The 17,435-nt window shown below is 65.9% G+C and carries 18 protein-coding genes and 1 tRNA gene; 10 read left to right on the top strand and 9 right to left on the bottom strand.

Annotation, left to right across the window (positions count from 1 at the left end):
- Window positions 1-29: 29 nt before the first annotated feature.
- The gene (mepA, locus tag C5L14_RS03790) at window positions 30-974 is read right to left on the bottom strand and encodes a penicillin-insensitive murein endopeptidase (RefSeq protein WP_105860725.1); all 945 of its coding nucleotides are present in this window, start codon (window positions 972-974) and stop codon (window positions 30-32) included.
- Between the two features lie 299 nt (window positions 975-1,273).
- On the opposite strand from mepA, the gene C5L14_RS03785 reads away from it, so the two are divergent.
- Entirely contained in the window at window positions 1,274-1,723 is a 450-nt protein-coding gene (locus tag C5L14_RS03785) for a L,D-transpeptidase (protein WP_342588391.1), read from the top strand.
- Between the two features lie 171 nt (window positions 1,724-1,894).
- Complete coding sequence (gene trxA, locus C5L14_RS03780; protein WP_068292695.1) at window positions 1,895-2,224, top strand: thioredoxin; 330 nt, start codon at window positions 1,895-1,897, stop codon at window positions 2,222-2,224.
- Window positions 2,225-2,285: 61 nt separating this feature from the next.
- Here the strand turns inward: trxA and C5L14_RS03775 are convergent, their stop codons facing one another.
- The gene (locus tag C5L14_RS03775; protein ID WP_105861306.1) at window positions 2,286-3,128 is read right to left on the bottom strand and encodes a 3-keto-5-aminohexanoate cleavage protein; all 843 of its coding nucleotides are present in this window, start codon (window positions 3,126-3,128) and stop codon (window positions 2,286-2,288) included.
- Between the two features lie 94 nt (window positions 3,129-3,222).
- Here C5L14_RS03775 and C5L14_RS03770 point away from each other — a divergent pair, with 94 nt between their 5' ends.
- From C5L14_RS03770 to ggt, 3 genes are all read left to right on the top strand, one after another.
- Window positions 3,223-4,125: a MurR/RpiR family transcriptional regulator gene (locus C5L14_RS03770; RefSeq protein WP_428832604.1), complete on the top strand. Its 903-nt coding sequence runs from the start codon at window positions 3,223-3,225 to the stop codon at window positions 4,123-4,125.
- The gene (locus C5L14_RS03765; protein ID WP_105860723.1) at window positions 4,122-5,465 is read left to right on the top strand and encodes an aspartate aminotransferase family protein; all 1,344 of its coding nucleotides are present in this window, start codon (window positions 4,122-4,124) and stop codon (window positions 5,463-5,465) included. The genes C5L14_RS03770 and C5L14_RS03765 overlap by 4 nt, the downstream gene beginning before the upstream one ends.
- A 232-nt stretch (window positions 5,466-5,697) precedes the next feature.
- Window positions 5,698-7,443 carry a gamma-glutamyltransferase gene (gene ggt, locus C5L14_RS03760; protein ID WP_105860722.1) on the top strand — a complete coding sequence of 582 codons (1,746 nt, stop codon included), beginning with the start codon at window positions 5,698-5,700 and terminating at the stop codon, window positions 7,441-7,443.
- Between the two features lie 120 nt (window positions 7,444-7,563).
- Here ggt and grpE read toward each other — a convergent pair whose 3' ends face one another.
- The 3 genes from grpE to C5L14_RS03745 form a co-directional block, all read right to left on the bottom strand.
- Window positions 7,564-8,214, bottom strand: a complete 651-nt coding sequence (gene grpE, locus C5L14_RS03755; RefSeq protein WP_105860721.1) for a nucleotide exchange factor GrpE — start codon at window positions 8,212-8,214, stop codon at window positions 7,564-7,566.
- 106 nt (window positions 8,215-8,320) lie between these two features.
- The gene (gene cmk, locus C5L14_RS03750; RefSeq protein WP_105860720.1) at window positions 8,321-8,944 is read right to left on the bottom strand and encodes a (d)CMP kinase; all 624 of its coding nucleotides are present in this window, start codon (window positions 8,942-8,944) and stop codon (window positions 8,321-8,323) included.
- A 30-nt stretch (window positions 8,945-8,974) separates the two neighbouring features.
- On the bottom strand, window positions 8,975-9,754 hold the full coding sequence (locus C5L14_RS03745; RefSeq protein ID WP_181161018.1) for a hypothetical protein: 780 nt from the start codon (window positions 9,752-9,754) through the stop codon (window positions 8,975-8,977).
- 269 nt (window positions 9,755-10,023) lie between these two features.
- Between C5L14_RS03745 and C5L14_RS03740 the strand changes: the two genes are divergently transcribed.
- The 4 genes from C5L14_RS03740 to C5L14_RS03725 all read left to right on the top strand — a co-directional run bounded on the left by C5L14_RS03740 (window position 10,024) and on the right by C5L14_RS03725 (window position 11,776).
- The gene (locus C5L14_RS03740; RefSeq protein WP_105860718.1) at window positions 10,024-10,416 is read left to right on the top strand and encodes a TIGR02300 family protein; all 393 of its coding nucleotides are present in this window, start codon (window positions 10,024-10,026) and stop codon (window positions 10,414-10,416) included.
- A gap of 188 nt (window positions 10,417-10,604) precedes the next feature.
- Window positions 10,605-10,680: transfer RNA gene (locus C5L14_RS03735), tRNA-Ala, on the top strand.
- 315 nt (window positions 10,681-10,995) lie between these two features.
- A complete protein-coding gene (locus C5L14_RS30255; RefSeq protein WP_181161017.1) occupies window positions 10,996-11,310 on the top strand; it encodes a hypothetical protein in 315 nt (104 codons plus the stop codon).
- 208 nt (window positions 11,311-11,518) lie between these two features.
- Window positions 11,519-11,776, top strand: coding sequence for a GlsB/YeaQ/YmgE family stress response membrane protein (locus tag C5L14_RS03725; protein ID WP_105860717.1), 258 nt, complete (start codon window positions 11,519-11,521; stop codon window positions 11,774-11,776).
- Between the two features lie 169 nt (window positions 11,777-11,945).
- Here the strand turns inward: C5L14_RS03725 and C5L14_RS03720 are convergent, their stop codons facing one another.
- From C5L14_RS03720 to C5L14_RS03705, 4 genes are all read right to left on the bottom strand, one after another.
- Window positions 11,946-12,893, bottom strand: coding sequence for a tagatose kinase (locus tag C5L14_RS03720; protein ID WP_105860716.1), 948 nt, complete (start codon window positions 12,891-12,893; stop codon window positions 11,946-11,948).
- An 89-nt stretch (window positions 12,894-12,982) separates the two neighbouring features.
- Window positions 12,983-14,209 (bottom strand): ROK family transcriptional regulator, encoded by a 1,227-nt coding sequence (locus tag C5L14_RS03715; RefSeq protein ID WP_181161016.1) that lies wholly within the window; start codon window positions 14,207-14,209, stop codon window positions 12,983-12,985.
- Window positions 14,210-14,404: 195 nt separating this feature from the next.
- The gene (locus C5L14_RS03710) at window positions 14,405-15,289 is read right to left on the bottom strand and encodes a sugar phosphate isomerase/epimerase family protein (RefSeq protein WP_105860714.1); all 885 of its coding nucleotides are present in this window, start codon (window positions 15,287-15,289) and stop codon (window positions 14,405-14,407) included.
- A gap of 138 nt (window positions 15,290-15,427) precedes the next feature.
- Window positions 15,428-16,303 (bottom strand): LysR family transcriptional regulator, encoded by an 876-nt coding sequence (locus tag C5L14_RS03705; RefSeq protein ID WP_105860713.1) that lies wholly within the window; start codon window positions 16,301-16,303, stop codon window positions 15,428-15,430.
- A 198-nt stretch (window positions 16,304-16,501) separates the two neighbouring features.
- On the opposite strand from C5L14_RS03705, the gene C5L14_RS03700 reads away from it, so the two are divergent.
- Window positions 16,502-17,197 carry a 5-formyltetrahydrofolate cyclo-ligase gene (locus tag C5L14_RS03700; protein ID WP_342588389.1) on the top strand — a complete coding sequence of 232 codons (696 nt, stop codon included), beginning with the start codon at window positions 16,502-16,504 and terminating at the stop codon, window positions 17,195-17,197.
- The last annotated feature ends 238 nt before the right edge of the window (window positions 17,198-17,435 follow it).

Genomic DNA, 17,435 nt, shown 5'->3' with positions numbered 1-17,435 from the left:
CCGCGCCGCGCCCTGCGCGGCGTCCGGCCTCACGGGGCTGCAATCACCTGGCTGCACGCAGGCGGCAGATCGCTGAGGGTGAGCTGGCGCGGCGGGCGCGGCGGCTTGGGACGGGGCTTTGGATGCAGCACCGCGTCCGAGAACCAGTAGTCGAGCTCCTTGCCGCAGCCCTCATCGCCCGTCGGCGGCTTTTGCGGCGTGCAGGTCGGGCTGCCGCGCGGGCAGGTGATGCGGATATGGAAATGATAGTCGTGGCCGTACATCGGGCGCACCTTGCCGAGCCAGGAGCGGTCGCCGGTGGCGTCGCGGCACATCGCCTTCTTGATGGCGGCGTTGACGAAGATGCGCTCGACTGCCGGGTCCTGGGCGGCGGCGCGCACGATGCCCATCTGGCCCGGGGTCCAGGAACGGGAGACGTCGAGCCTGTCCGGGCGCACCATCATCACGGCACTCTTGGTCTCCCGCTCGGCGACGCTCAGCCGGCGGTTCGGCATGGGGGTCAGCCAGATGTCGGCGTCGAGCCCGATCTGGTGCGAGGCATGACCCGTCAGCATCGGCCCGCCGCGCGGCTGCGCCATGTCACCGATCAGGATGCCCGGCCAGCCTGCCACCGTAGGGGCCTTGGCGGCGAGATTCTTCACCACCCGGATAATGGCGGCATTGCCCCAGGCACGGTTGCGCGAGGGGCGCATGACCTGCCAGGTCGGTCCATCCGCCGGCAGTTCCACGCCGTTCGACAGGCAGCCCTTGGCGTAGAAGCCGATCGAGCCGAGGCCGATATTGGCCGGCGTCTCGGCGCGGCCGAAGAGCTGCTTGGCGGGAGTGGCCGCCGTCACCACGCCGAGTGGCGGCAGTTTGAAGCCGGGCGGGGTGATGTCCTGCGCCACGACCGGTCCCCCCATGGCCAGGAGCGGCAAGGCGGCGAGGGCCAAGCCGGATTTGAGCGACGGGAAGGTCCGGACGAAACGGCGCATGCCTGCTCCCGCGAAGTGATTCGTGACTGCATCCTATCCTGTCTTTTCCCAAACGGCAGCATCGGCGGTTGGCAAGAGCCCGGGGCGCGCTGGCATCCTCTTCGCTCCTTCTTTTCGGGACCAGGCGAAGGCGCGGCGCCACAAGCCAGCCCTGCGGAAGCGGGCTGCGGAAACCAAAAATTAACCCTGTTCGATTCATGCTTTGTTCGGGTCCGGCTGGACACGCTTCCTGTGCAAAAGCGCATGGCGAATGAAGGCCCGGACGGCCAATGTCAGTGAACCGCATCGAGGAACCTGTCATGCCTGCCCTGCATCTGAGCGCGAACTTCCGCTGGATCGCCATCGCCTTCGCGCTCTTGGCCGCTATGCTCTGCCAGTTGGCCCCGGCCTCCGCGGGCATAGTGGCCAAGGTCGATATCGCCAGCCAGCGCATGACCGTGATCGTCGATGGCAATGTCGAGGCGGTCTGGGCCGTGTCGACGGCACGGCGCGGCTACTATACCCCGCGCGGCGTCTACCGCCCCAAGCTGCTCAAGCGCATGCATTACTCCAAGAAATACGATAATTCGCCGATGCCCTATTCGGTGTTCTTCAAGGGCGGCTATGCGGTGCACGGCACCTATTCGGTCAAGCAGCTCGGCCGCGCCGCCTCCCATGGCTGCATCCGGCTGGCGCCCTCCCACGCCGCCGCGCTCTACCAGCTCATCCGGCATCGAGGCATGTCGGATACCCGCGTGGTGATCGGCTAGCCGTAGATTTCACGGGGCAGGGCCGATAATAGCCACGAATCTGCATATCAGCCGTGCACATTCGCGCGAGAAGCCATCCCGCTCCTTGACGCTGGGCCAGTGCGTTCCTAGCTTGAAGGCAACGGATATTTGCATGGCGATTCCGCCATTCCCGCTGTGGAGATTCTTGAAATGGGTGCCAACACGATCAAGGTCACGGATGCCTCCTTCGCCAATGACGTGCTGAATTCGGCCGAGCCGGTCGTCGTCGATTTCTGGGCCGAGTGGTGCGGGCCCTGCCGCATGATCGCGCCTGCTCTCGACGAGATCGCCACCGAGATGGCCGGCAAGGTCAAGATCGCCAAGCTGAACGTCGACGAGAACCCGCAGATCGCCTCGCAGTTCCGGGTGATGTCGATCCCGATGCTGATCGTGTTCAAGGACGGCAAGCCCGTCGCCCAGAAGGTCGGCGCTGCTCCCAAGGGCGAGCTGTCGCGCTGGGTTTCGGCCTCCGCGGCTTGAAGCGAGAATCTTCCCCGGCATTTGCTCGGTGAATGGAAAGGCGGCCCTTCGGCCGCCTTTTTCATGTCGCCAGCGTCGCGGCACGCAGCGCGTCGGCATCGCCGATCTTCAGGCCGGCCGCCTCGATCGCCTGGCGCGCCAGCACCACCAGTTCGGCATTGTCCCGGGCCGGCGTGCCGTCGGGGCGATGAAGGTTGTTTTCGAAGCCGACGCGGGCATGCCCGCCCAGCAGGGCGGCCGTGGTGACACAGGCAATTTCCTGCGGACCGAAGGCGCACAGGCTCCACGGATCGAAGCGCGGCATGTCCGCGGCGAGGAAGGGCAGGAGATCGGCGGGCCGGGACGTCTGGTCCGCCGTATAGCGGCCGAGCACATAGAGTACGGGCAGTTTCTCGTAGGGGATGAGGCCCCGCCGCCGCAGGTCGGCAAGGCGCCTGGCTTCGTCCGGCGTGTAGAGGATGATCTGCGGCATGGTTCCGATCAGCCTGAGAAAGAGCAGCAATTCGGCGAAGGCGGCTTCCTCGCCTGCGTCAGGCACCAGTTCGCGCAGGGCGAGCGATACGGCCTCCGGCCGCGTGTCGCGGATGACGGCTCTTTGCTCTGCCGGCGAATAGAGGCCGAGCGCCTCCGAGGTGATCTGCACCACGAGTTCCTTGCCCGTCGCGGCGGCAATCGCGGCGATGACGGCGCGATAGGCCTCGGCGTCGAGCAGATGGCCGCCATCCTCGCGCCGGACATGGACATGGATCATGGCCGCGCCGGCCTCGAGACAGGCCGTGGCCGTCTGCGCCAGGGCGGAGGCCGTCATCGGCAAGGCCGGGTGATCCGCCTTGGTCCGCCGGCCACCATTGGGGGCTACGGCAATGAAACGCGGGGCGCAGTCCAGCGTAGCCGACAAATCCATCTCCGAATGAGGATTCATTTGTATCAGAACGATAGCATATGATACATTTGTTTCAATAATCCTTCCGACGGAGCATAGGGGCATGAGCGGGCTTGTGGATCTCGACGGCCTGGCCAGCGAGATCGTCAAAGGCTTCGACGCGATGCCGGCGCAGATCAAGGCGGCCGCCCGCTATGTGCTGGAGAATCCGCGCGATGTCGCCCTGCTGTCGATGCGGGAACAGGCGCGGCGTGCCGGCGTGCAGCCGGCGACCATGATGCGGCTCGCCCGGCAATTGGGCTTCGACGGTTACGAGGCCCTGCGGGAACTGCATGCCGATACGCTGCGGGAAGCGCCGACAGGCTTTGCAGGCAAGGCGGGAGACCACCTTATCCGGCAGGGGCGCGTCGGCGATGAGGGACTGGCCGCCGCCATGCTCGGCATGCTGGGCACCCAGCTTGACGGACTTTCGGCAGCCAGGCCGCTCGCGGCATTCGCCGCCGCCGCGCAGATGCTTGCCTCGGCGCGCCGCATCCATTGCCTGGGTCTCAGGGCGAGCCATCCGGTCGCTTGGCATCTGCATTATGGGCTCACCTTGATCGGCAGGCCCAGCATTCTGCTCGACGGCATCGCCGCCATCGGGGCCGATGCCCTCATCGATGTCGTCCCGGGCGAGGTGATGGTGGCCGTCAGCCTGCAGCCCTATACGCGCCTTACCCTCGAACTCGCCGAGCATGCCGCGTCGCGCGGGTTGTCCATCCTTGCCATCACCGATAGCGAGGTGGCGCCTCTGGCCAGGATCTCCCGCCATCATCTCGTCGTGCCGACGGCGAGTCCCTCCTTCCTGCATGCCGTGACGCCGGCCTTCGCCGCTGCCGAAGTGCTGGCTGCGCTGGTGGCGGGCCATGACGGCGAGGCGGCGCTCGCCGCCCTGCGCCGGACGGATGCGCATCTGGCTGCCCTCGGCACCCATCTGACCCGACGTCCTCAGCCGAAACTTCCGGGAACGCCGCCATGAGCCATCTGCTCCACCGGACCGCCAACGCCGTCATGCCGGTCGCCGTCGGTGGGCGCGGCATCGAACTGATCGACGCCGCCGGCAAGCACTATATCGATGCCTCCGGCGGGGCCGCAGTCTCCTGCCTGGGCCATGGCCATCCGGCTGTGCGGGAGGCCTTGCACCGTCAGCTCGATACGCTCGCCTATGCCCACACCGCCTTCTTCACCACCGACATCGCCGAACGGCTGGCGGACTGCCTGATCGCCCATGCGCCGGCCGGGCTGGAGCGGGCCTATCTCGTCAGCGGAGGCTCGGAGGCCGTCGAGGCGGCCCTGAAGATGGCGCGGCAGTACTTCGTCGAGAAAGGCCAGCCGCGGCGCCGGCATGTGATCGCCCGGCGCCAGAGCTTTCACGGCAATACGCTGGCGGCACTCGCCGCCGGCGGCAATCAGTGGCGCCGCGCCGCGTTCCTTCCGCTGCTGATCGAAACCCATCACATCGATCCCTGCTTTGCCTATCGCTTCCAGGCCCCGGGGGAGAGCGGGGAAGACTATGCGGCCAGGGCGGCCCAGGCCCTGGAAGACAAGATCCTCGAATTGGGGCCGGACGAGGTCATCGCCTTTCTGGCGGAGACGGTGGTCGGCGCCACGGCGGGTGCGGTGCCACCCGTCGCCGATTATTTTCGCCGCATCCGTGCGATCTGCGACCGCTATGGCGTCCTGCTCATCCTCGACGAAGTGATGTGCGGCATGGGGCGTACGGGCACGCTGCACGCCTGCGAGCAGGAGGGGGTCGTACCCGATCTCATGACGGTGGCCAAGGGGCTCGGCGGCGGCTACCAGCCGATCGGCGCGGTCCTGCTCAGCGCTGCGATCTTCGAGGCCTTCGCGAGGGGATCCGGATTCTTCCAGCACGGCCACACCTATATGGGCCACGCCATGGCCGCCGCGGCTGCCCTGGCCGTGCAGGAAACAATCGTGCGCGATAATCTGCTGGCCAATGTCGTGGCCATGGGGGACCATCTGCGGGAACGGCTGGAACAGCGCTTCGCCAACCATGCCCATATCGGCGATATCCGCGGCCGCGGCCTGTTCCACGCCATCGAGTTCGTCGCCGATCGCAGCAGCAAGCAACCCTTCGACCCGGCGCTGAAGCTTCACGCCGCCGTCAAGCGCGAGGCCATGGCGCGCGGACTGATGGTCTATCCGATGGGCGGCACCATCGACGGCGTGCAGGGCGATCATATCCTGCTGGCGCCGCCCTTCATCATCGAGCGCGGCCAGGCGGATGCCGTGGTCGAACGGCTGGGCGATGCGGTCGATTCCGCCATCGCCGGCCTGCCGGCGGGAAGCGCCTGAGCCTTCGACGCTCATGCGGGCAGCCTGCGGTTGGGGCATAGCCTATCGACGAAAGCCGAAATCCTGTTTAGCAAAAGAGAATAGGGGAGATGGCGCCGGCCGAAGCAGCCGCCGCCTCGCCGTTCCGCGTGCCGCTCCGGTACGCCGAGAAGATCTGCGTCCCGGTTGTGAGCCGGGCCGCCCATAGTGAGGCGAGCGGTCGCAGGCCGCCGCGCAGTCAGAGGAGGAGCCTATGCACCACGTCCGTCCGGTGATCGCCACCGGTCTTGCCGTCGCACTGACCTTCGCCCCCCTTGCCGGGGCTCACGCGGCCTCGCCGGCACCGGTGGAGGCCGAGCACGGCATGGTCGTCACCACGCAGCGCCTGGCGACACAGGCCGGCGTGGATGTCCTCAAGAAGGGCGGCAATGCCATCGATGCCGCCGTGGCGGTCGGCTACACACTGGCCGTGGTCTGGCCTGAAGCCGGCAATATAGGCGGCGGCGGCTTCATGACCATCCGCACAAAGGACGGCAAGTCGACCTTCATCGATTTCCGCGAAAGGGCGCCGCTGGCCTCCACCAAGAACATGTATCTCGACGCCAAGGGCAATCCGGTGAAGGGTGCCTCGACGGATGGCTATCTCGCCGTCGGCGTGCCCGGCTCGGTGGCCGGCTTCGAATATGCCCGCGAAAAATACGGTTCCCTGCCGCGCAAGGACCTGATGGAAGCCGCCATCCGCTATGCCAAGGACGGCTATGTGCTCGGCCAGGGCGATGTCGCCTCCGTCAAGGAGAATGCCGACTGGCTCAAGCGCGATCCCAGCACGGCCAAGATCTTCCTCCAGGCCGACGGCAAGCCGCATGCGGTCGGCGATACTTTCAAGCAGCCCGATCTCGCCGCCTCGCTGGCGGCCATCTCGGAAAAGGGACCCGACGCCTTCTACAAGGGCGCGATCGCCGATGCCATCGTCAAGGCCTCCGCCGCCAAGGGCGGCATTCTGAAGAAGGAGGATTTCGAGCAGTACAAGGTCCGCGAACTCGAGCCGGTGAAGTGCAATTATCGTGGCTACGAGATTATTTCCTCGCCTCCGCCGAGTTCGGGCGGCGTGATCATCTGCGAGATCCTCAACGTGCTGGAGGGCTATCCGCTCTCCTATCTCGGCGCCGATTCGGCCAACACCGTGCATCTGATGGTGGAGGCGATGCGCTATGCCTATGTCGACCGCAATTCCAGCCTGGGCGATCCCGATTTCGTCAAGAATCCGGTGCCGCACCTCCTCGACAAGAACTATGCCGCCGAGATCCGGGCCAAGATCAATCCCTACAAGGCCGGCGTCTCCAAGGAGTTGATGCCCAAGGGCATGGGCGAATCCAAGGAAACCACGCATTATTCGATCATCGACAATGACGGCAATGCCGTTGCCGTCACCTACACGCTGAACGGCTCCTATGGCGCCGGCGTGGTGGCGGAGGGTACCGGCATCCTGCTCAACAACGAGATGGACGACTTCACCGCCAAGCCCGGCGTGCCCAATCTCTACGGTCTGGTGCAGGGCGAGGCCAATGCCATCGAACCCAAGAAGACGCCGCTCTCCTCGATGAGCCCAACCGTGGTCACCAAGGACGGCAAGCCCTTCATGGTGATAGGCAGCCCCGGCGGCTCGCGCATCATCACCATCACGCTGCAGGCCATCCTCAACGTGATCGACCACGGGCTGGATATCCAGGAAGCCGTCGACGCGCCGCGCATCCACCACCAATGGCTGCCCGACCAGATCTATACCGAACCCCAGGCGCTCTCGCCGGACACCGTCAAACTGCTGGTCGAGATGGGCTACAAGGTGGATGAGGGCGATCCGGCCTGGCCGGTCTGGGGCAAAGCGGCCGGCATCCTGGTCGGCGGCAAGGATCTCGCCACCATCAAGAAGGGTGACGGTGCCCGCTACAACGGCGCCATGGACAGCCGCGTCGAATCAGGCCTGGCGGCCGGATATTAAGGCCACGCCCAAAGGAGCGTGGCACTTGTCATTGCCGGGCTTGACCCGGCAATCCAGCCGGCCTCCGGATGCCCGGGTCGAGCCCGGGCATGACGAAGGCCGGCGTTTGCGTCGTCAAGATCAGGCCTGCTTTTCGGCTTCGGCGGCCTGCTTGGGGCCGCCGCGGGCGACACCGACCATGGCCGGGCGCAGAACGCGCGAGCCGATCGAGTAGCCGACCTGCACCACCTGGGCCACGGTGCCGTTGGGCACGGAGGGATCGGGCACCTCGAACATCGCCTGGTGGAAATTCGGATCGAAACGCTCGCCCTTGGGGTCGAGCTTCTTGACGCCGTGCTTTTCGAGCGAGCGCAGCATTTCCTTCTCGGTGAGTTCCACGCCTTCCATCAGGGCCTTGACGGCGGCATCGGTCTCACGGGCCCCGCTGGGGACGCTCGCCAGGGCACGCTCCATGTTGTCGGCGACGCCGAGCATGTCACCGGCGAATTTGGCGATGGCATATTGACGCGCATCGCTGACTTCGCGCTCGCCGCGGCGGCGTACATTCTCGATCTCCGCCATGGCGCGCAGCAGGCGGTCCTTCAACTCGGCGTTCTCGGCTTGCAGCTTGGTGAGAACCTCGAACGCATTGTCGTTGACGGCGGCCTGGTCGGCGCCAGTCTGCTCGCCACCAGCCTGTTCCGCGCTGTCCGCCGTCGGTGCCGCGGGGGCGGCCGCCTCGGCCGCAGGGCGGTTCTCGGTTTCGGCTTCGGGTTTGGTCTTGCTGGTCATTTCACCTTTTCCAAGTCATGTCCGGCCGGGATATCAGCGTCCTCGGCGATAAAATCAAGGGTTCGATGCGGCGGACGCCCTCAATCCGCTCATTTTGATTCTTGATTCAGTGCCGATGGCGTTCGACGAACGCCAGGGCAGCCGCGAAGGCGCTCTCGACATCGAGGGCGGTGGTGTCGAGCACATGGGCGTCGGGCGCGGGTTTCAGCGGCGCGTCGGCGCGGCCGGCATCGCGGGCGTCGCGCTTGCGGATATCGGCGAGCACGGATGCGAAAGGCGGGGCATCGCCGCGCTTTTCCAGCTCGAGATGGCGGCGTCGGGCCCGGATCTCGGCGTCGGCGGTCACGAAGATCTTCACCTCGGCACCGGGCGCGATCACCGTGCCGATGTCGCGCCCGTCGAGCACGGCGCCGCCGCGCTGATGCGCGAAGCGACGTTGCAGGTCGAGCAGGGCCTTGCGCACCTTGGGGTGTGAGGCGACCACGGAGGCGGCCTCGCCCATTTCCCGGCCGCGGAGCCGGCTCTCGTCGAGGCTGGCGACATCGAGGCCGTCGGCGATCTCGGCGGTGGCGTCCGCATCCTCGAGGTCGATGCCGCCATCGATGGCAGCCCGCCCGACGGCGCGGTAGAGCAGGCCGGTGTCGAGATGCGGCAGGCCCAGATGGGCGGCGAGGCGCTTGGCCAGGGTTCCCTTTCCGGAGGCGGCGGGGCCATCAATGGCAATGATCATGACAAGGCACCAGGATTACAGGATTACACGTCAGCACGAGGCAGGCGGAGTTTCCGCCGGCAGGGTTACGATCGCCGGCCGAAGCGTGGGACGGCCCTGCAGCACGATGCGCCGCCCGCCCCCCTCGGGCGAAGTCGCGACATCCGCCCCGAACAGCCGGAGCAGGCGCACGGCCTCGCCGCCGGCCTCTTGCGGCGCGACGACGGTGGTCTCGCCGGGAGCATTCAGGCCGGCCAGCAGCACCGCCGAGGCCACAAGATCCGGCGTCACCGGCGATGAGGGGCCGCCATCGGGCACGCGCCAGAGGACCGGGACCGCGTCCATGGCGCCACGCAGGGTCAGGGGCAGGCGGACGCCCTCGGCCGAGGCGACGATCTCGGCGCCCATCCGCATGAGGGGCGCCAGGGCAGGCATCATTGCACAGGCGCGCAAGGCGGGATCGCCATCGAAGCCGGCCGTGACGCCGTGGCTGGCGACGACACCCATCAGCAGGACCGCACCCGCCAGCGACCCTCCGAAATCGAGGCCTCCTTCCGGCGAGAGCAGGCCGCCGACCCCGACCCCATGGACATGCCAGCTTTGATCTCCGGCACGCTCGATCGCCGCACCCAGCTTGCGGCAGGCCTCGGCCATGGCCTGGGCGCCGTCGCACTGCGGGGCGTGCCCGATGCGTGTCTCTCCCACGCTGAGAAGGCCCAGGATGATGGCAAGCAGACAGGCTGTCTCGTCGCGCGCGACCGGACTGGCCTGCGCCGGCCCGGGCGACCGGCGCATGGGAAGCGGAACGGCTTGAGAGGGCGGTGCGAGCAAGGGAACGGCTCCGGACAGGCGGAAGAAATCTGCGGCAAGACGCAATGCCGATGGTGGGACTGATGCTCCCGCATGGGCGGACCTCAAGGTCCGTCCGGCCACACGCCCTAGCATGGATGGTGAGAAGGGCAAAGCGGGCGGTGGGAGGAATTCGTGATTCAACCCCTTGCCAGATCGCGAAAAAACGCCATCTTTGCGATTCTGATTGACATAGGGGCTTCTAGTCTGTAGCGGCCTCGCACTTCGATTTCCGACATAAGGTACACGCCGTGGCCAGACCCGAACTTGGCACGAAACGCGTCTGTCCGACGACTGGGCGCAAATTCTACGATTTGAACAAGGATCCGATCATCTCCCCCTATACGGGCCAGGTGGTCACCATTGCAGCGCCGCTGCTGCGCGGTCGCCCCGACGCGGTTGCCCCGCGCGCGGACCAGACCGAGGACGACAACGAGCTCGATCCGGTGACGGACGCCGAACTGATCAGCCTCGAAGAGGCCGATGACGAGGCGAGCGCCGCCAAGGCCGTGGTCGGCGACGACGACATCGATGTCGAGGATGATCCCGGCTCCGACGATACCTTCCTCGAGGAAGACGAGGACGAGAATGACGATGTCACCGATCTGATCGGCGACGGCATCGAGGACGACGAGGAAAGCTGAGGCTCGCTACGAGCCCGCCTGGAGGCGCGGAACCGGCCCGGTGCCGCGTCTTTTCCCCAATCGAAAGATTTTCCAAAATTTCTTCACAAGACGTCTTGCATCGAGCCGCGAAACGTGACAAACGAGCGGCCCGTCGGCGGTGACGCCGAGGGACACCGAAGCAGCTCCCCAGGCCGCTTCGCAAAAGTGGGGTCATAGCTCAGCTGGGAGAGCGCTACAATGGCATTGTAGAGGTCGGCGGTTCGATCCCGCCTGGCTCCACCACTTCCTCCCGAACTTCGATGACGAAGTTCGGCTCCACCAAGCCCGCCGGTGAGCGGGCTTTTTTATCGCCCATGATGCGCCCCGCAGGATTGCGGCCTGCGTTCTGGCAAAACAGCGTTTCCGTCCAAACTCACTTTGCTCTAGAATTTCATGGCATTCCGTTCGGTTATCCGCAGCGGTGGATCAATGTAGCTCCATTGCTGCCTGCTGGGCCCTTTTGGCTCCGGGGCCCTGTGTTTCGCAGGCGATAGCCGTGCTGGCCGGCATCGGCGAGGATGCCCGAGGCAAGAGATGCCAAGCAAAGGGAGATAAAGCATGCGCTTTTCACTCAAGGCCTTGTTCGCTGCCGTCATGATGCTCGGCGGACTGGCAGCCACTTCGACGCCGTCTTCGGCTCTGCCGGTGGCGCCTGTCGAGCGGGCGGCCCCCATGGCGAACGCCCAGGAAGGCTCGGCCCAGGTTCAGCAGGCTCAGTATTATTATTACTACCGGAATTATTACTACCGGCCGCGCTATTACCGTCCCCGCTACTACCGGCCATACCGGTACTATCGCCCCTATCGGCGCTATTATCGGCCGCGCTACTACTACCGGCCCTATTACCATCGCCGGTACTATTACGGCTATTGAGCCCTGTGGGCTTCGTTATCAGGAGGCCCGCCGGCCGGGCCTCCTGATTCGATGCGGAACCATGGGCCTGATCCATGCGTTCTCATCCTGGGACCGGCAGGGTCCCGCCTCGGCACCATGGCGCCCTGCAAACGGGCCGGCCTTGCGCCAGTCGCAGGAGTCCTTCGGCAGGCGCGCCTGGTTCCAGGCCTGATAATGGGGGTGAAATATGGATAATCCGCAGGTGGGTTGGATCGGAGCCATCATCATTGGCGGCCTGGCGGGCTGGCTGGCCGAAATGTTCATGAAGAGCGATATGGGCATCCTCATGAACATTATCCTCGGCATCGTCGGCGCGGCTGTCGCCAATCTGGTGCTGAGCATGTTCGGCGTAGTGCTGGGCGGCTGGATCGGCTATCTCATCGCGGGCTTCATTGGCGCCTGCATCCTGATCGCGCTCGGACGAATGCTGAAACGATCCGCCTGATGCGCCAACCTCCGTGCCGTCACCAGGCGAACGGTGAAGGGGCACGGCCCAGCCAGTGAACGCTGCTGGAGAACCCGGCCGGGCCGTGGCAGGGCGAGAGAGGCCCCATGCCCGGCCATGCTATTCCCGCCTTGCGACAGTTTCGTAACAGGCGGCGACGGGCGTGGCTTCATGGGCTTCCGGCTTGCGCCATGAAGTGGTCGAGTTCGGCGAAGTCCGCGCTCCCTTCCATCGGTCCCTGCACCGTGACGGTGTGGGCGCCTGCAGCATTGGCATAGCGCAGGGCTTCCGCCACCGGCTTGCCGAGCCGGCGCGCCACCAGGAAAGTCGCGCCGAAGCAATCGCCTGCACCAGTCGGGTCGATCTCGGTCACCGCGAAGCCTGACATGTCGGTGCGGCCCTCTCGGCTGAAATGACTGGCGCCGCCGGCGCCGCGCTTCAGCACGATCTCCTTGACGCCCGTCGCCAGCACGCCTGCCACCGCCTTGTCCTCGTCGGTCTCGTTGGAGAACAGCGACAACTCCTCGCCGGAGGGCAGGAAGAGATCGGTCGCCGCCAGCACGGTATGGAAGACCGCCTTGCTGCCGTCGCGCAGCGTCTCCCGCCGGATGTTGGGGTCGAAGGAGACGGTGCCGCCGCGTGCCTTGAGTCCCGGCAGGGTCTTCAGGATCATGTCGGCGACGGCCGGTACGGGCAGTCCGGATCCCATGATATGGAGATGGCCCGCTTCGGCGAGCACCGCCTCGGCCTCGGGCGTGGCGGCGATGCGCCCGGCGGCGCTGTCCCGCATGTTATAGACGAAGGAACGGCCGCCATCCGGCCGGTAGCGCACGAAGGCGCTGCCGGTGGCCGCACCCGCATGCACGGCCACGGCGGAGACGTCCACGCCGTCGCGACGCAGGCGTTCGAGGTTCAGCGTGCCAAAATCGTCGTCCCCCACGGCCGAGACGATCGCGGCGGGGTGGCCGAGTTTGCCGACCTGGTCGATGAAAATCGCCGGAGCGCCGCTCGGGAAGGGCCCGACCAGGGGTTGCGGCTCCAGGAAGCCGTTGCCGGTGGTGGTGGCCATGATCTCCACCAGGATCTCGCCGATAGTGACGATCTTGCCTGCAAGCATGGGAAGTTCCTCGATGACGGAAAGGGGGAGCGGCCTTTCGGCTTGCTACGATACGCGACGCGCCAATTGGCCAAAAGTGACGGCGTGCCCTAGCTCTGGAACAGCGTGATCGGCTGTTCGCTGGCATAGATCGCGCTTTCGTCGATGGAGAACATGCGCTGATGCATCAGGAGAGCGCCGCCGAGGGCAGGGCCTTCGACACCGAGGGCTGAAACCTCGATGCGCGGCAGCGGAAAGCCCTCGAGCAATTCGCGCTGCATGGCCCTGCTGACCTCGGCCGCGACGTGGGTGAAGACCGGGGCGACGGAGCCGCCCAGGATGATCAGACCGGGATTGAGCACGCTGGTGACCTGGATCAGGCCGGCGGCGAGGCGCTCGCCCCAGGCCCGGGCGGTGGCGAGGGCAGCGGCTTCCCCGCGTGCCAGCCCCTGCAGCAGCCTGTCGAGATCGGCCTCCCCGCCCTGGGCGTGGTAGGAGCCGAGGAGGGCGTCCTTGCCGATATAGCTTTCCAGATGGCCCGGTTTGGAGCGGCCCGCCTGGATGCTGTGGCCGCCGAGCACGATCTGGCCGAATTCGCCGGCAAGGCCTGCCGAGCCGCGCAGCAGCCTGCCGCCAATGACGATACCACCGCCGGCACCGTTCTCGATCAGCAGGAAGGCGACGGTCTCCGAGCGATGCGTGGTGTCGCGATAGGTCTCGGCGATGGCGAAGGCATTGGCGTCGTTCTCGATCGAGATGGCGGGATCGAGCGACGGGAAACGCCGCTTCAGCCGCTCGGTGACCATGTCCCGCAGCTTCACGTCCCGCCAGCCGAGCATGAGGCCGTTGATCACCGTGCCGTCCGAGGCGAGCAGGGCCGGCAGGGTTACGCACAGTCCGCGCAGGCGCTCGGGCCGGTCGAGGCTCTCGATGGCTTCGGCGATCAGAGCAACCATGCGGTCGGTGCCGGCCTCCGGGGTTTCACGATGGGTCGGGAAGGGCAAGGTGAGGCGCAGGATCTCCTCGGCCCGCATGTCGATGACGACGACAGTGAGCCGGTCGACGCCGATCTCGGCGCCGAGAAAGCTGGCGCCGGCTGGATCGATCTGCACCCGGATACCGGGACGGCCCGTCTTGCCCGCGCTCTCGTTGTGCGGCTCGTCGCGGCGCTCGACGGCAAGGCCCTCCGTGATCAGGCCCGTGATGATGTTGCCCGTGGTCGACCTGTTGAGCCCGAGTGCTCGCGCAAGGTCGGCCCGGCTCATGCCGGTGTGGCGAAACAGGGCATTGAGAGCCCTGATTTCATTGAGATGACGGACGGTCTGCGGCGTTGCCAAGATGGAGAGATCCGCTCGGTTTGGAGGGGAGACTACAATGCCGCGCGGCGCCATGGAATCGGCCAGCCGCGCAAAGACGTGTCGGAACAACACGTTAGAATGGCGTTGCCGGTGCGGTTCCATAATTGCCGCGTGGCGGGCTGCCGGCACTGGCGCACAAGCAGCCAACGTTCCCAAGCGCGTTCCAGGTCGATTTCACGGCGTGCGTGCCGTATCGGCCTTGCGCCGCGCCTCGGCGTAGCGATCATCGATGAAGGCCTTGGCGCGGCGGGCGAGATCGACATTGTCGGTCCAGGTGTTGCGCCAGATCGCGCAGATGATCGAGAGATCTTCGTCGACCACCTCGGAGGAAAAGCTCTCGAAGGTGATCCAATCCTCATAGCCGCTGGCGACGAGGGCGTCGAATATGGCGGGAAAGTTGATCACGCCCGAGCCGAGATAGCCACGATTGCTTTCGCCGATGTGGAAATAGCCGAGCTTGTCGCCCGCGAGCCGGATCGCCTGCACCGGGTCTGCTTCCTCGATGTTCATGTGGAAGGTGTCGAGATGCAGGAAGATGTTGTCCGAGCCGGTCTCCTTGATGAAGGCAAGCCCCTGTGCGGTGGTGTTGAGTAGATTGGTCTCGAAGCGGTTGACGATTTCCAGGTTGAGGCTGACGCCCGCCTGCTTGGCCGTATCGGCCAGGCGCGACAGCGTCGCCACGCTGTTGTCCCAGCCCTTGCGCGTCGGCAGGCTGCGATATTTGGTGTGGGCCGAGAAGATGATGCCGCCGAGCTTGTGGCCGCCGAGATCGCGCGTGATGGCGACCGCATCGGACAGGATTTCCTCGCCCCGGCGCACCACGGCCGCGTCCTCGCTCGAAATATCGCCTTCCAGCGGCAGGCCCATGGTGACGGTCACGGCAAGGTCATAGTCCTTGAGGCGCCTCGCCAGCCAGGACACATCGAATTTGCGGGGATCGAGGCGGGGGAATTCGATCAGCTTGTAGCCGAGGTCATGCGACTTCTCCATCGCGCCTTCGAGATCCTGCTGGGTGGTGCCGCCCGTCCATACGAAGGAATGAATGCCGAGTTTGTCCATGGTGGATCCTGCCCCTGTTGCGCCGGCCGGGTTCCGTCCGGACCGTGCCGGTTCGATTATACTTTTTGGCCTTATTTGTTGTGGGTAGCAGCAAACTGGCTCCCATTCAAGCAAGGCGGTCGGCCTCTTCCCGGCGGCCTATCCGGCGGTCGCCACGCCCAGGCCAGGCCTCTCGGCGCGGGCGGCAGCGAAGCGAAGCCCCTCCCGCGCCCGATGAAGCGCGGGATTATCCCGCCGGGCGGCGTAGAGCGCATAGATCGAATGGGAGAAGGCCGGCGCCCCTTTTACGAGCCGCAGGCGTCCATCGGCGAGGAAGGACGTGACGGCGCCGGCGCGAAAATAGCCCGAACCTCCCACGGCAAGAATATGGGTCAGCGCCAGGGCGCCGAGCGAGATCGCAAGGGGAGCGGCGGCGAGATCGGGAAAGGCGGCGCGGTGGTTGAGGGCGAAAGCCGGCCCCCAATCGACCTGGATATAGCTGTCGCGATCCACCGTCCCGTCGGTGGCGGTCGTCACCAGCACCAGCTGTTCCTCCACCACCAGCTCGGCGACGATGTCGCGATATTGCGGCGGGTTGTAGAGCGTGACGAGGTCGAGCGAGCCTTCCCGGACACGTTCGATGAGCCGGGACGGCGTATCGACCTCGACGCGCAAAGCCACCCGCGGACATTCACGATGCATCCAGGTCAGCCAGTCGGCGAGAAGGGGATGCCAGAGGCTGAGTTCGCCTCCCAGGCTGATGCCTTCCTCCCGTCCCGGCGGCAGCGCCACCTCCTGCCGGGCGCGTTCCCACACCTGCACCAGGGCCGCCGCGGGACCGACAAAGCGCTCGCCAGCGGGCGTGAGGCGGGCTCCGGCCTTGTTGCGGACGAAAAGACGGCGGCCGATCTGCTGTTCGAGAGCCCGGATGCGCGCGCTGACCGCCGTCTGCGTCAGGTTGAGGCGCTCGGCCGCGGCCGCGAAGCTGCCAGTCTGCGCGATTTCCAGGAAGGTTCGTGCCAGCCCGATATCCATGAAATCAGATTATGAATATTGCATTGAATTGCAATAACAATGCGTTTGTCTGAAGTTATTTTCGATGTCACAACTCCTGGAAAGCCGATGACGCCGGTGTGACTCTGCCGGGCGGCGAGCCGACGGCCGGCGTTCCGCGCTGGCCAGCAGCGGGTGTTTGGGACATGATGGGCGCACTTCGATCAGGGAGCCGATGCCATGATGGAAGCCGATCACGACGATGACGATGGGACGCGTCCCTTTGCGTCGTCAGCCTGCTTCGCCCATGAGGTCGAGGGCGGCCAGCTCGATGCCGCCGCACAGAAGCAGGCCGAGCGCCGCGCGGAAATCATGGCGTGGCGCAAAGGCGAGCGGGCCCGCCTGATTGCCGAGCGGCTGGCTATGCCCGTCGATCTGAGAACCGAAAAGACCCGGGCGATCGCCAAGCATCTCGATGATGTCGTCGGCGATGTCGCCGGGCAGGTGGTGAGCTTCTACTGGCCCCTGCGGGGCGAGCCCAATCTGCGCGACTGGGCCGAGGCACTCGCCGCGCGGGGGGCGATCACGGCCCTGCCGCTGGTGGTGGAAAGGAACACGCCCCTGGTGTTCCGGACATGGCGGCAGGGCGAGAAGCTGGTCAAGGGCTTCTGGAACATCCCGGTCCCCGAGGGCGGGCGTGAGGTGGTGCCCGACATCTGCCTGGCGCCGGTGGTCGGCCACGACGCAAGGGGCTTCCGGCTCGGCTATGGTGGTGGCTATTTCGACCGCACGTTGGCGAGCCTGCCCGCCAGTGTGGTGGCGATCGGCGTCGGCTATGCCGAAGCGGCGATCCGTACCATCCACCCGCTGGCGCATGATATCCCGCTTGACGCCATCGTCACGGATGAGGGGGTTCGTCGCTACCCGAGCGATTGAAGCAAAGAGGGCCCGTCATTCGCCGAGCCGGATGCGCTCGCCGCTCGAAGATGCCGCCGGCTCAGTTCTCCTCCATGTCCTGAAACGCTCTGCCCAGAACGTTGCGCAACGCTGTCCGTGGTGACATGCTGGATCGATGCCTATTCTCCGCGCAAGAAACGCACTTGCGCCGGCAGACCGAGCATTCTATGTAAAATGCCCTAATTACGCATTTCACAATGTGAAAAGGGCCTATAGG

This window comes from Labrys okinawensis (assembly GCF_002982075.1).
GTDB lineage: Bacteria > Pseudomonadota > Alphaproteobacteria > Rhizobiales > Labraceae > Labrys > Labrys okinawensis_A.
Note: the sequence above shows the minus strand (reverse complement) of the source record. Positions and strands in the feature narration are given on the sequence as shown.

Bases quoted from the DNA above. Each gene is read 5' to 3' on its own strand.
- mepA (WP_105860725.1), bottom strand. From the start codon at position 974: ATGCGCCGTTTCGTCCGGACCTTCCCGTCGCTCAAATCCGGCTTGGCC.
- C5L14_RS03785 (WP_342588391.1), top strand. From the start codon at position 1,274: ATGCCTGCCCTGCATCTGAGCGCGAACTTCCGCTGGATCGCCATCGCC.
- trxA (WP_068292695.1), top strand. From the start codon at position 1,895: ATGGGTGCCAACACGATCAAGGTCACGGATGCCTCCTTCGCCAATGAC.
- C5L14_RS03775 (WP_105861306.1), bottom strand. From the start codon at position 3,128: ATGGATTTGTCGGCTACGCTGGACTGCGCCCCGCGTTTCATTGCCGTA.
- C5L14_RS03765 (WP_105860723.1), top strand. From the start codon at position 4,122: ATGAGCCATCTGCTCCACCGGACCGCCAACGCCGTCATGCCGGTCGCC.
- ggt (WP_105860722.1), top strand. From the start codon at position 5,698: ATGCACCACGTCCGTCCGGTGATCGCCACCGGTCTTGCCGTCGCACTG.
- grpE (WP_105860721.1), bottom strand. From the start codon at position 8,214: ATGACCAGCAAGACCAAACCCGAAGCCGAAACCGAGAACCGCCCTGCG.
- cmk (WP_105860720.1), bottom strand. From the start codon at position 8,944: ATGATCATTGCCATTGATGGCCCCGCCGCCTCCGGAAAGGGAACCCTG.
- C5L14_RS30255 (WP_181161017.1), top strand. From the start codon at position 10,996: ATGCGCTTTTCACTCAAGGCCTTGTTCGCTGCCGTCATGATGCTCGGC.
- C5L14_RS03725 (WP_105860717.1), top strand. From the start codon at position 11,519: ATGGATAATCCGCAGGTGGGTTGGATCGGAGCCATCATCATTGGCGGC.
- C5L14_RS03720 (WP_105860716.1), bottom strand. From the start codon at position 12,893: ATGCTTGCAGGCAAGATCGTCACTATCGGCGAGATCCTGGTGGAGATC.
- C5L14_RS03710 (WP_105860714.1), bottom strand. From the start codon at position 15,289: ATGGACAAACTCGGCATTCATTCCTTCGTATGGACGGGCGGCACCACC.
- C5L14_RS03705 (WP_105860713.1), bottom strand. From the start codon at position 16,303: ATGGATATCGGGCTGGCACGAACCTTCCTGGAAATCGCGCAGACTGGC.
- C5L14_RS03700 (WP_342588389.1), top strand. From the start codon at position 16,502: ATGATGGAAGCCGATCACGACGATGACGATGGGACGCGTCCCTTTGCG.